Below are 11,189 nucleotides of genomic sequence, written 5' to 3' on the forward strand. Positions count from 1 at the left end.
GGGTTCGGACCATGCTTGGCGGCAGTCGGCTGCAATTTGACCGTGCTAGACTTCCTTCCCCAATGCCTGCCATCCTGATTGATACATGGACCTGATCGACAGAATTTCACGCCATTTTGAAGACAGTGCGCAGACCAAGCTCGCCTCCATCGAGTGGCTGGCGGCGCCAATCGCCCATGCCGTGGACGCGATGACCGGCAGTCTGATCAATAACGGCAAGATTCTCGCCTGCGGCAACGGTGGCTCGGCGGCCGATGCCCAGCATTTCGCCGCCGAGCTGATCAACCGCTTCGAAATGGAGCGCCCGCCGCTGGCCGCCGTCGCATTGACCACGGACAGCTCCACCTTGACCTCGATCGGCAACGATTACGATTTCGTCCAGATCTTCTCAAAGCAGGTTCGTGCGCTGGGACAGCCCGGCGACATCCTGCTGGCCATTTCGACCAGCGGCAACTCGGCGAACGTCATCGAGGCCATCGAGGCGGCGCACGAGCGAGAAATGCGCGTCATCGCGATGACCGGCAAGGGCGGCGGACGGATCGCCGACATGCTCGGTGAAGACGATATCCATCTGTGCGTGCCGGCCGATCGTACTGCACGCATCCAGGAAGTCCACCTGCTCGTCCTGCACTGCCTGTGCGACGGCATCGATTGTTTGTTATTAGGAGTGGAAGACTGATGAACGCCTCACATACCCGCCGCAGACTGCTTGCCGGTCTCGTCGCCGCCGCGACCCTGCCCATGCTTCAAGGCTGCTTCCCGGTTGTTGCCACCGGCTTTGGTGCCGGCGCCATGATGATCTCCGATCGTCGCAGTTCCGGCACCTATGTCGAGGACGAAGGCATCGAATGGAAAGCCAGCAGCCGCATGAGCGAGCACTTTGGCACGATCAACCACATCAACGCGACCTCATACAACCGCAACGTCCTGCTGACCGGCGAAGTTCAGAACGAATCCGTCCGCGCTGAGGCCGAGCGCCTGGTCGCCGGCATCGAAAACGTTCGCGGCATCATCAACGAACTGACCATCGGGCCAGCTTCCTCGGTGAGCGCGCGCGCCAACGACAGTCTCATCACCTCGAACGTCAAAGCCCGGTTCGTGGATGGCAACCGATTCTCCGCCAATCACGTCAAGGTCATCACCGAGGCCAACGTCGTTTTTCTGATGGGCCTGGTCACCCGCAAGGAGGCCGACGCCGCGACCGAAATTGCCCGCACCAGCCAGGGCGTGAAGAAGGTCGTGCGTGTCTTCGACTACATCAGCGACGAAGAAGCTCACCGTCTCGACACCCCCCTGGGTGAGAAGCCGAAGCAACAATAGGCGGTCGTTCGCGATCGATGTTGCCTTGCCGGCATCGATCGCGCTCAGAGACGGCCAAGTGCCGCAAGCAGTTTCTGGTGCACACCGCCAAACCCGCCATTGCTCATGACGAGCACATGGTCGCCGGCCTGCGCCTCGTCAGCCACGGCGGCCACCAGCGCATCAAGGTCGCCGTAACAGGCGGCGACCTCGCCCAGCGGCGCCAGGGCGGCAGCGGCGTCCCAGCCCAGTCCGCAGGTATAGCAATACACCCGATCCGCAAGCGCGAGACTGTGCGGCAACTGATCTTTCATTACCCCCAGCTTCATCGTGTTCGAGCGCGGCTCGAGAACAGCGAGAATCCGCCCCTCGCGATGACGACGGCGCAAGCCTTCGACGGTCAACGCGATGGCCGTCGGGTGATGCGCGAAATCGTCATAGACGGTCACACCACGCACCACACCCTTGACTTCAAGACGGCGCTTGATACCTGCAAAGCGGGAGAGGCTGGAGATCGCCTGCGCGGGCGTCACGCCGACATGGCGGGCAGCCGCGATCGCGGCCAGCGCGTTCGCACGGTTGTGACTGCCGGCCAAGGGCAGGTGTGCTCGCCCGAGCTCGCGCCCACCGAGCGAAAACACCGCCTCGGCGTCCTCGTCGCCCACCGTCACTCCCCAGCCATCCGCATGATCGAACCACTCCAGCTCCGACCAGCAGCCACGCTCGATCACGCGCTGCAGCGCCGGCTCCGCCGCATTTGCAATGATTCGTCCACTTTGCGGCAAGGTCCGGACCAGATGATGGAACTGGGTTTCGATGGCGCCTAGATCGGCAAAAATGTCGGCATGATCGAACTCGAGATTGTTCAGGATCACCGTCCGCGGCCGGTAATGCACGAACTTGGAGCGCTTGTCGCAGAACGCGGTGTCGTATTCGTCCGCCTCGATGACGAAAAAAGGCGAATCGGTCAGGCGCGCCGACAGGCCGAAATTCTGCGGCACCCCCCCCACCAGGAACCCCGGATTGAGCCCCGCATCCTCGAGCATCCATGCAAGCAGCGACGTCGTGGTGGTCTTGCCGTGCGTTCCGGCCACCGCCAGCACCCAGCGCCCGGCAAGCACATGCTCCGCCAGCCACTGCGGTCCAGACACATAGGGCAAACCGCGATCGAGGATTGCTTCAAGCAGGGGATTGCCACGCGAGATGGCATTGCCGACGACGTAGATGTCCGGCGCGAGTTCGAGTTGCGCAGGGTCAAAGCCCTCGGTCAGCGCAATGCCCTGCTCTTCGAGCTGCGTGCTCATCGGCGGATACACGTTGGCATCGCACCCGGTCACCCGATGGCCGGCAGCCCGTGCCAGCAGTGCCACTCCCCCCATGAAGGTACCGCAAACGCCCAGAATATGGATATGCATGAAGTCTCCGGTAGAGCGCGAAACGAATGAAACACGCCCGTGTAGAATGGGGCGCATTCTACCCGATGGCAAAGACGCCAAAGCCTCCATGCCAGCCCACGACAACTTCCAGAAAAGCAGCACGCTGCGGCGCGAGATTGCGGCACTTGCAGCGCGCATGATGGCCGAGGACGGCATCAGCGATTTCGGCTTTGCCAAGCGCAAGGCCGCCAAGCAGCTGGGCGCGAACCTTTCCGAATCACTGCCCAACAATGCCGAGATCGAGGCCGAACTGCGGGCATGGCAAGCCCTCTATCAGGATGAGGAGCAGGCCGACCGGCTGCTGGCGATGCGAACGGCAGCGGTTGAAATCATGCAACTCCTGGCCGAATTTCGCCCTTACCTGACCGGGGGCGCCCTGGATGGCACCGCCGGGCGTTATTCCGAACTCGAGATCGAGCTCTACCCCGAGAGCGCCAAGGAAGTCGAGATTTTCTTCCTCAATCAGGATCTCGCCTACGAACACCGGGAGTCCCGCCGGCCCGCCCCCGGCGCCCCCGAGGTCGTACTCAGCCTTGACTGGGACGACGTCCCGGTACGCCTGTCGGTTTACGGCGAAGGTGCCGAGCGCAATGGCCGCCGACCACATCAGGAACGCGCACGCCTGGCGCAGGTCGAGGCCTTGCTCGGCCAAGTAGGCGCAGAGGAATGAGATCATGAGACCCTACGTCCACTACCTGTTGGTCGCCATCGTTGCGGGCCTTGCCGGCACCGCAGGGTATTTCGCCAACCGCGAGATGGGAACGCGCGATGCGCTGCACGAAAATTCAGCCACGGCGGCCACGACCGCGCTGATGGCACTGCGGCTGCCCGACACCGAGGGCAGCATCCAGCCTGTAGAGCAATGGCGTGGCAAAGTCATCGTGGCGAATTTCTGGGCAACCTGGTGCCCGCCGTGCCGCAAGGAGATTCCGGACTTTGTCGCGGCGAGTCGCGGACTGGGTGAATACCCGGTACAGTTTGTCGGCATCAGCATCGACATGGCGGACAAGGTCAAGGCGTTCAAGCGCGAATTCGATGTCCCGTACCCCCTCCTGATCGCATCTCCCGATGTTCTCGGCCTGGCCTCCGGCTTCGGCAACGCGGCGCAGGGCCTGCCCTTCACCGTCATCCTCGACCGCAACGGGGTCGCCCGCCACGTCAAACTGGGGGCCTTGAATCAGAGCGAACTCGAAGGCAAAATCCGCGCACTGCTCGATGAGAAGTCTTGACCGGAATCAGGTGACGCTAGACAAGTTGTCGCCAATTGCGGCAAACTTGCAGCCATGACGCGCTCAAAACGCAGCCAAAAATCCGAATCACCTCCGCCCCCACAAGCTCGAATTCTGGTTCTGCACGGGCCGAACCTGAACCTGTTGGGGACGCGTGAACCCGACATCTACGGCCGGACCACGCTTGCCGACATCCATGTCGGCATGGAGTGCCGTGCGCGTGCAGATGGCGTCTTGCTCGAGTCGTTTCAGAGCAACCATGAAGGCCAGCTGATCGACCGCATTCAGGCTGCCGCCAGTGAAGGCGTCTCGTTCATCATCATCAATCCGGCCGCCTACACGCATACCAGCGTTGCCCTGCGTGATGCGCTGGCCGCGGTGCAGATTCCCTATGTGGAGGTGCACCTGTCCAACGTCCACGCCCGCGAGCCGTTCCGGCAGCATTCTTACTTTTCCGACCGGGCGGTCGGCGTCATTTGCGGCCTGGGCGCCTATGGCTACCTCGCCGCCATCGAATTCGCACTCTCCCGTCTGCGGGAACACAACAACTAGCCATCCCCACAGGCATCCGCATGCCGCGGAGCCTCGGGGCACGGAGAAAAAGCATGGATCTGCGCAAGCTCAAGAAACTGATCGACCTCGTCCAGGAATCAGGCATATCGGAACTCGAAGTCACCGAAGGTGAAGAAAAGGTTCGCATTGCCAAGCATCTTGCCGCAGCGCCTCAAATGGCCTACATGCCTGCCCCCGCCCAGCCCGCACCTGCCGCCGCGCCGGTTGCCGTGACGGTCGCCGCCGAAGTCGATGCCAATGCCCTGCCCGAAGGTCACGTGGTCAAGTCACCCATGGTCGGCACCTTCTATCGTGCATCCGCGCCGGGCGCAAAGCCGCTCGCAGAGGTTGGACAGAGCGTCAGCGAAGGCGACAGCCTGTGCATCATCGAGGCCATGAAGCTGATGAACGAGATCGAATGCGACGCGAGCGGGACGATCAAGGCCGTGCTGGTCGAAAACGGCCAGCCGGTCGAATACGGTCAGCCCCTGTTCGTGATCGGCTGATCGCCATGTTCGAGAAGATCCTGATTGCAAATCGCGGCGAGATCGCGCTGCGAGTGCTGCGCGCCTGTCGCGAACTCGGCATCAAGACCGTTGCCGTGCACTCCGAGGCCGACACCGAAGCAAAGTACGTGAAGCTCGCCGACGAATCGGTGTGCATCGGCCCGGCACCGTCGGGCCTGAGCTATCTGAACGTCCCTGCGATCATCTCCGCGGCAGAGGTCACCGACTCCGAGGCCATCCATCCGGGCTACGGTTTTCTGTCCGAGAATGCGGATTTCGCCGAACGGGTGGAACAGTCCGGCTTCGTCTTCATCGGACCGCGCCCGGACACCATCCGCCTGATGGGCGACAAGGTGTCGGCCAAGGACGCGATGAAGGCAGCAGGCGTACCTTGCGTTCCCGGCTCCGATGGCGCACTGCCCGAAGACCCGAAGGAGATCGTCAAGATCGGTCGCGCCGTCGGCTATCCGGTGATCATCAAGGCGGCCGGTGGTGGTGGCGGTCGTGGCATGCGGGTCGTTCACACAGAGGCTGCCCTGCTCAATGCGGTCACGACCACGCGCGCAGAAGCACAGGCCGCGTTTAGCAATCCGGTGGTCTACATGGAGAAGTTCCTCGAGAACCCGCGCCATGTGGAAATCCAGATCATGGCCGACCAGCACGGTAATGCGGTGTATCTTGGCGAGCGCGACTGCTCGATGCAGCGCCGTCACCAGAAGGTCATCGAGGAAGCGCCGGCGCCGGGCATCGACCGCAAGCTGATCGCCAAGATCGGCGAACGCTGCGCCGAAGCCTGTCGCAAGATCGGCTATCGTGGTGCCGGCACCTTCGAATTCCTGTACGAGAATGGCGAGTTCTATTTCATCGAGATGAACACCCGCGTCCAGGTCGAGCACCCGGTCACCGAGATGATCACCGGCGTCGACATCGTGCAGGCGCAGATTCGCGTCGCCGCGGGCGAGAAGCTCTGGTTCCGCCAGCGCGACATCGAGTTTCGCGGACACGCAATCGAGTGCCGGATCAACGCGGAGGACCCGTTCAAGTTCACCCCCTCGCCAGGCAAGATCACCAACTGGCACACCCCGGGCGGCCCCGGGATCCGGGTCGATTCGCACGTCTACAACGGCTATACGGTTCCCCCCCACTACGATTCGATGATCGGCAAGCTGATCGCCTATGGCGACACGCGTGAGCAGGCCATTCGCCGGATGCGTATCGCGCTGTCGGAAATGGCGGTCGGCGGCATCAAGACCAATATCGCGCTGCACCAGGAACTGATGCTCGACGCCCGTTTCGTGGAGGGCGGCACCAGCATTCACTACCTCGAGCACAAGCTCGCGGATCGCGGCGAAGTCAAACACAACTGAGCACGACAGATACGATGTGGACCTCGGTCACCCTGCAGGCAGATGCCGACAAGGCTGAAGCACTTTCCGATGCGCTGATGGAGGCCGGCGCGCTGTCCGTCTCTATCGAGGATGCGGATGCCGGCACCGAGGCCGAAACGCCTCAGTTCGGCGAACCCGGACACCTGCCGACGAGCCTGTGGGACCACAGCAGGGTCATCGCCCTGTTCGATCGCGACGCGGATTTCGAGTCAGCGCTGGCCATTGCAGCCGGCGCTGCCGGCCTGCCTGCGGTGCCGCCTTACACGACCGAAGCGGTGGCGGAACAGAACTGGGTGCAGCTGACCCAGAGCCAGTTCGATCCGATCCGCATCACCGAGCGCCTGTGGATCGTGCCGTCCTGGCACGACGCCCCCGACGCCGACGCGATCAATATCGAGCTCGACCCCGGCATGGCTTTCGGAACCGGCTCGCACCCCACCACACGCCTGTGCCTGGAATGGCTGTGCGAAGCGGTCGCACGCGGCCAGTCCGTGCTCGATTACGGCTGCGGCTCCGGCATTCTGGGCATTGCGGCAGTTCGACTGGGGGCCGGCGACGTGCTCGGTGTCGACATTGACGAGAAAGCCGTCGAAGCGGCGCAGGACAATGCGCGCCGCAACGAAGTGGCGATGCGCGTCCAGCATTCGGGCATTGCGCTGAGCGAAACCTTCGATATCGTTGTCGCCAACATCCTGACCAATCCCCTGTGCGTGCTTGCACCGGCGATCGCTGCACGGATCACGCCCGGCGGCCGGGTCGCGCTGTCGGGAGTGCTCGAACAGCAATCCGGTCAGGTGATCGAAGCCTGGGCGCCATACGTGGCGCTGGCGGTCGGGGCCAGCAGCGACGGCTGGGTCAGGCTGGAAGGTCGGCGCTAGGCCCCGACCATGATGCTCACTCGCTGCCCGGCGTGTCAGACCGTCTTCCGGTTGCGTGCCGAGCAGTTGCGTGCCCGCCGTGGCGAGGTACGCTGCGGTCACTGTTTCAATCCCTTCAATGCGCTCGAACACCTGATTGCCGAAGCGCCTCAGCCGCAGTCGGCACCGGATGCGTCGACGGTGGCCGGCAACTCCGCGCTCGACATCACGCCTGTCCAGACAGCAACGGCAGCGCAAGATACCCCGCCCGCCCCCGCACCCGAGCAAGGAATCGCGGGGCCGGCGCACGCCGGCCAGCCACCTGAAACAGATGCGGGCAGTCCTCACCTCGAGCAGAACAGTGCCGACACTTTATTGTCAGTGTCAGGCGCCGCGCCACCACGACCGGCATCGGACTCGGATTCGACCCAGCCACTTCTGAGCAGCCTCGATTTCGACATCCCGGACGACATCGTGGGCAACTCGGGTGGCGTTTCGGACATGCACAATGAACCGCGGCTGGAGGATATCGACTTCTCCAGCTTCTTCGAGCCCGACAGCGACAGCATGCGTGCGCGCCAGGAGGACCGGGAAGCACGGCTGCCGCGCCATGCGGACCTCCCCGCCTTTCCGCCGCTGGATGCGTTCTTCGACGAACATGAGCCGACGCCATCTGCTACGGCAAGCGCAGACGAGCACGTCGACGCCAGTCCGCACCCCGCGGGCGACGCCAGCACAGCACTGCCGGACGTGATCCGCGCCGAGCGCCGCCGGCCGCCCGATAGTCATGTCCGGGCGACCCCTGTGGAGCCCACCGCAGACAGCCCCGTCGAGCACGCCGATGAGCCGGTCAATGAACCGGCCAAAGCAGCCACTGCATTCGAGCATCCGGTCGCGGACAACGAAGTCGAAACCGACCCGCTCCCTGACGCGGTGCCCGCCCCCGAAAACGCGCACCTCGACGCCACCTATGGCAAGCCGGAATCCTCAAGTGCGCTCAATCGCACCCTGTGGGGGCTGGCCATCGGCCTGCTTGCAGGCACGTTTGCAGTACAGGCAATCTATCTGTTCCGGCAGGATCTGGCACGCTCGCTGCCGGGGCTGCGGCCGCTGCTGGTTGCGGCTTGTGCGCGTCTCGGCTGCGACATGCCCCTGCCACGCGAAGCGGCGCTGATCTCCATTGAAACCACTGACCTGCAGTCCGAACCCGGCCGTCCGGGCCGCTTCGTCCTCCACGCCACGGTGAAGAACCGGGCCGACTTCCTGCAGGCGTGGCCACACCTGGAGCTCACGCTGACCGACGCCAACGATGCAGCACTTGCCCGCAGGGTGTTCACGCCAGCCGAATGGGTCGCACCCGCCCGGCTGGAGACCGGCTTCGAGCCGCGCGGCGATGCAGTGGTGAGACGCGCTTTCGACGTCGCTACCATCACGCCGACGGGATATCGCGTGTATGTCTTCTACCCCTGATCCCGCGAACCTGCGCCGCCCCCGTCACGCTGCAGTCATCACCGCGTGCGACACTGGTCCTGCACCTCTCCCGCCGGCCACCACCCGCTCATGAACGCGCCCGAAAACAACCCTCATTCAGAAAGCCCGTTCAAGGGCAAGACAGGTCTGGTCCGGATCTGGAACGCCTTCCACTATTCGCTTGCTGGCCTGCGCGCGGCGATTCGTCACGAAGACGCATTCAGACAGGAATGCATCCTCGCGGCGCTGCTGATCCCGGCGGCGCTCTTCGTTCCGACCAACGGCACCGGCAAGGCAATCCTGATCGGCAGTACCTTGCTGGTGCTGATGGTGGAATTGCTCAACTCGGCGATCGAGGCCACCGTCGACCGCGTATCGCTCGAACGCCATCTACTGGCCAAGCGCGCAAAGGACATCGGCAGCGCCGCCGTATTGATCGCCCTGCTCAATCTGGCGCTGATGTGGGGTCTGGTTCTATTCGGCTGATTCCAGTCCTGCCGAGTCAGCGCGTCACCCGCGTGGTGCCACCATCGCGCAGGATGCGCACACGCTGTCCGGGCTGGAAGCCTTCGCCCTGATCCTCCTGAACGACGGCGAGATACTGGCCGTTATCGAGTTTCACCGTCACCTCGACACCGGGCGTCCGCGTCACGCCCTCTTCAATAGCAGATCCTGCGAGACCGCCGGCCACTGCGCCCAGCACGGCGCCTATCGACGAGCCACGCCCGCCACCGACGGTGCTGCCCGCAATCCCGCCGACCGCGGCGCCCGCCACCGTACCGACCGGACTCTTTGTACCTTCGAGCTGGACCGCCCGTGCAGATTCCACGGTACCGAACTGCACCACCATCGTGCGCCTTGCCTCGCCGCGCGAGTACGTTCCACCACCCAGTCCGGAGGCGCACCCGGTCAGGGCCAGCCCCACGATCATCGCACCGCACATGGCGCGCAGCCGGTTCCTGCTCATCAATTCCATAACGGTTCTCCAAAAGCTGCCTGATGCATCGCTGCAATCTCGTTGCGCGACGGCCGGTGATTCTGCCCCCCACGATAGCCGATCTTGATCGCGCCCATCACCGCGGCCAGACGCCCGCAACGTACCCAGTCCCAACCCTGCGACAAGCCGTAAAGCAATCCGGCACGATAAGCGTCACCGCAACCGGTCGGGTCGATGATCTCATCCACCGCCACCGCCGGAATGTGGATGCATTCACCCGCCACATGAATCTCCGACCCATCCGCCCCCAGCGTCACCACCAGGGCATCGACCTCTGCGGCCAATGCCTCGATCGTGCGCCCGGTCTTGTCACACATCAGACGGGCCTCGTAGTCATTGACCGTGCAATAGCGCGCCAGTTGCAGGCAATGCAGCAACTCGTCACCCGACAGGATGGGCAGCGCCTGGCCCGGATCGAAGATGAAGGGTACGCCCGCTTCGGCAAACCCGCCAACGTGTCGCAACATGCCGTCTCGGCCATCGGGCGCGACGATACCGAGCGTGGCATCGACCGCATCCTGCACCCGGTTCAGGTGCGAGTGCATCATGGCGCCGGGATGGAATGCGGTAATCTGATTGTCATCCACGTCAGTGGTGATGAAGGCCTGCGCGGTATACGTGCCAGGCACCTGCAACACGTGATCCTGGCGCATCCCGAGAGATTCGAGGCGCTGCCGGTACTCGGCTACGTCGTCACCAACGGTTGCCATGATCAGCGGATCGGCCCCGAGCAGGTGCAGGTTGTAAGCGATATTCCCGGCGCAACCGCCGAACTCGCGGCGCAGATCGGGCACCAGGAAGGACACATTCAGGATATGGATCTGCTCCGGCAGAATGTGGTTCTTGAAGCGATCCTGAAACACCATGATGGTGTCGTACGCCATTGAGCCGCAGACAAGAATGGACATGACAGGCCTGTGATCGTGTAAAGATCGCGATTATAGGCCGCGCGCCGCGGACGCGCTGCAGCACTCAGCCGGACGCACCCGCCATGTTCGCGGCCGCGCCCGTTCGCGCCTCGTGCGCCTGCACCACATCCTCTATTACCGCCACCAATTGCCTGGCGATGGCGCCCCAATCCGCGTCGACCACGCTTGCACGAGCCTTCGCGGCCAACGCCCGGCGCAAGGTATCGTCACTACCGACGCGCACGACCGCATCCACAAACGCCTCCTCATCCCCAAGTGGCGCAAGCCAGCCGTTCTCACCGATGGCGACCCGCTCGGCAGCGGCAGCATAGTCGAACCCGATGACGGGTAAGCCACTGGCCAACGCCTCCGTGGTGACGTTGCCGAAGGTCTCGGTCACGCTCGGAAACAGGAACAGATCCGCCGAAGCATAATGCGCCGCAAGGTCTTCCCCGACACGCATGCCGGCAAATAGCAGACCGCGCCCGCCCGCCCCGGCCGCCTCCCGCCCTGCACGCGCGGGGCCGTCGCCCACGAACCACAGGCT

14 protein-coding genes are annotated in these 11,189 nt (G+C 63.7%); 10 read left to right on the plus strand and 4 right to left on the minus strand.

Annotated elements, in window-relative coordinates; translation table 11 throughout:
• Positions 1 to 85 precede the first annotated feature (85 nt).
• Together J5J83_RS11220 and J5J83_RS11225 are read left to right on the plus strand one after the other, a co-directional pair.
• A complete protein-coding gene (locus tag J5J83_RS11220) occupies positions 86 to 679 on the plus strand; it encodes a phosphoheptose isomerase (RefSeq protein WP_212349126.1) in 594 nt (197 codons plus the stop codon).
• Complete coding sequence (locus J5J83_RS11225) at positions 679 to 1,320, plus strand: BON domain-containing protein (RefSeq protein ID WP_212349128.1); 642 nt, start codon at positions 679 to 681, stop codon at positions 1,318 to 1,320. Before J5J83_RS11220 ends, J5J83_RS11225 begins: the two co-directional genes overlap by 1 nt.
• A gap of 44 nt (positions 1,321 to 1,364) precedes the next feature.
• Here the strand turns inward: J5J83_RS11225 and mpl are convergent, their stop codons facing one another.
• On the minus strand, positions 1,365 to 2,714 hold the full coding sequence (mpl, locus tag J5J83_RS11230) for a UDP-N-acetylmuramate:L-alanyl-gamma-D-glutamyl-meso-diaminopimelate ligase (protein WP_212349130.1): 1,350 nt from the start codon (positions 2,712 to 2,714) through the stop codon (positions 1,365 to 1,367).
• 88 nt (positions 2,715 to 2,802) lie between these two features.
• Between mpl and J5J83_RS11235 the strand changes: the two genes are divergently transcribed.
• The 8 genes from J5J83_RS11235 to J5J83_RS11270 all read left to right on the plus strand — a co-directional run bounded on the left by J5J83_RS11235 (position 2,803) and on the right by J5J83_RS11270 (position 9,223).
• Positions 2,803 to 3,405, plus strand: coding sequence for a hypothetical protein (locus J5J83_RS11235; RefSeq protein ID WP_212349132.1), 603 nt, complete (start codon positions 2,803 to 2,805; stop codon positions 3,403 to 3,405).
• 4 nt (positions 3,406 to 3,409) lie between these two features.
• Positions 3,410 to 3,964: a TlpA disulfide reductase family protein gene (locus J5J83_RS11240; RefSeq protein ID WP_212349134.1), complete on the plus strand. Its 555-nt coding sequence runs from the start codon at positions 3,410 to 3,412 to the stop codon at positions 3,962 to 3,964.
• A 54-nt stretch (positions 3,965 to 4,018) separates the two neighbouring features.
• Entirely contained in the window at positions 4,019 to 4,516 is a 498-nt protein-coding gene (gene aroQ / locus J5J83_RS11245) for a type II 3-dehydroquinate dehydratase (protein ID WP_212349136.1), read from the plus strand.
• 53 nt (positions 4,517 to 4,569) lie between these two features.
• Complete coding sequence (gene accB, locus J5J83_RS11250; protein ID WP_212349138.1) at positions 4,570 to 5,022, plus strand: acetyl-CoA carboxylase biotin carboxyl carrier protein; 453 nt, start codon at positions 4,570 to 4,572, stop codon at positions 5,020 to 5,022.
• Between the two features lie 5 nt (positions 5,023 to 5,027).
• Entirely contained in the window at positions 5,028 to 6,389 is a 1,362-nt protein-coding gene (gene accC / locus J5J83_RS11255) for an acetyl-CoA carboxylase biotin carboxylase subunit (RefSeq protein WP_212349140.1), read from the plus strand.
• Between the two features lie 14 nt (positions 6,390 to 6,403).
• Positions 6,404 to 7,288 carry a 50S ribosomal protein L11 methyltransferase gene (prmA, locus tag J5J83_RS11260; protein WP_212349142.1) on the plus strand — a complete coding sequence of 295 codons (885 nt, stop codon included), beginning with the start codon at positions 6,404 to 6,406 and terminating at the stop codon, positions 7,286 to 7,288.
• A gap of 9 nt (positions 7,289 to 7,297) precedes the next feature.
• Positions 7,298 to 8,737, plus strand: a complete 1,440-nt coding sequence (locus J5J83_RS11265) for a DUF3426 domain-containing protein (protein ID WP_212349144.1) — start codon at positions 7,298 to 7,300, stop codon at positions 8,735 to 8,737.
• Positions 8,738 to 8,827: 90 nt separating this feature from the next.
• Positions 8,828 to 9,223 (plus strand): diacylglycerol kinase, encoded by a 396-nt coding sequence (locus tag J5J83_RS11270; RefSeq protein ID WP_212349146.1) that lies wholly within the window; start codon positions 8,828 to 8,830, stop codon positions 9,221 to 9,223.
• A 16-nt stretch (positions 9,224 to 9,239) separates the two neighbouring features.
• On the opposite strand, the gene J5J83_RS11275 is transcribed toward J5J83_RS11270, so the two are convergent.
• From J5J83_RS11275 to J5J83_RS11285, 3 genes are all read right to left on the minus strand, one after another.
• Positions 9,240 to 9,713 (minus strand): glycine zipper 2TM domain-containing protein, encoded by a 474-nt coding sequence (locus tag J5J83_RS11275; RefSeq protein WP_212349147.1) that lies wholly within the window; start codon positions 9,711 to 9,713, stop codon positions 9,240 to 9,242.
• Positions 9,704 to 10,642, minus strand: a complete 939-nt coding sequence (locus J5J83_RS11280) for a carbohydrate kinase family protein (RefSeq protein ID WP_212349149.1) — start codon at positions 10,640 to 10,642, stop codon at positions 9,704 to 9,706. The genes J5J83_RS11275 and J5J83_RS11280 overlap by 10 nt, the downstream gene beginning before the upstream one ends.
• A gap of 64 nt (positions 10,643 to 10,706) precedes the next feature.
• Positions 10,707 to 11,189, minus strand: a 483-nt coding sequence (locus J5J83_RS11285; protein WP_212349151.1) for a glycosyltransferase, incomplete at its 5' end; no start/stop codon positions are given.

It is taken from the genome of Azoarcus sp. L1K30 (genome assembly GCF_018122735.1).
Classification (GTDB): Bacteria; Pseudomonadota; Gammaproteobacteria; order Burkholderiales; family Rhodocyclaceae; genus Parazoarcus.

What these genes read in the sequence shown, in the direction of transcription:
- J5J83_RS11220 (WP_212349126.1), top strand. Translation starts at nt 86, where the DNA reads ATGGACCTGATCGACAGAATTTCACGCCATTTTGAAGACAGTGCGCAG.
- J5J83_RS11225 (WP_212349128.1), top strand. Translation starts at nt 679, where the DNA reads ATGAACGCCTCACATACCCGCCGCAGACTGCTTGCCGGTCTCGTCGCC.
- mpl (WP_212349130.1), bottom strand. Translation starts at nt 2,714, where the DNA reads ATGCATATCCATATTCTGGGCGTTTGCGGTACCTTCATGGGGGGAGTG.
- J5J83_RS11235 (WP_212349132.1), top strand. Translation starts at nt 2,803, where the DNA reads ATGCCAGCCCACGACAACTTCCAGAAAAGCAGCACGCTGCGGCGCGAG.
- J5J83_RS11240 (WP_212349134.1), top strand. Translation starts at nt 3,410, where the DNA reads ATGAGACCCTACGTCCACTACCTGTTGGTCGCCATCGTTGCGGGCCTT.
- aroQ (WP_212349136.1), top strand. Translation starts at nt 4,019, where the DNA reads ATGACGCGCTCAAAACGCAGCCAAAAATCCGAATCACCTCCGCCCCCA.
- accB (WP_212349138.1), top strand. Translation starts at nt 4,570, where the DNA reads ATGGATCTGCGCAAGCTCAAGAAACTGATCGACCTCGTCCAGGAATCA.
- accC (WP_212349140.1), top strand. Translation starts at nt 5,028, where the DNA reads ATGTTCGAGAAGATCCTGATTGCAAATCGCGGCGAGATCGCGCTGCGA.
- prmA (WP_212349142.1), top strand. Translation starts at nt 6,404, where the DNA reads ATGTGGACCTCGGTCACCCTGCAGGCAGATGCCGACAAGGCTGAAGCA.
- J5J83_RS11265 (WP_212349144.1), top strand. Translation starts at nt 7,298, where the DNA reads ATGATGCTCACTCGCTGCCCGGCGTGTCAGACCGTCTTCCGGTTGCGT.
- J5J83_RS11270 (WP_212349146.1), top strand. Translation starts at nt 8,828, where the DNA reads ATGAACGCGCCCGAAAACAACCCTCATTCAGAAAGCCCGTTCAAGGGC.
- J5J83_RS11275 (WP_212349147.1), bottom strand. Translation starts at nt 9,713, where the DNA reads ATGGAATTGATGAGCAGGAACCGGCTGCGCGCCATGTGCGGTGCGATG.
- J5J83_RS11280 (WP_212349149.1), bottom strand. Translation starts at nt 10,642, where the DNA reads ATGTCCATTCTTGTCTGCGGCTCAATGGCGTACGACACCATCATGGTG.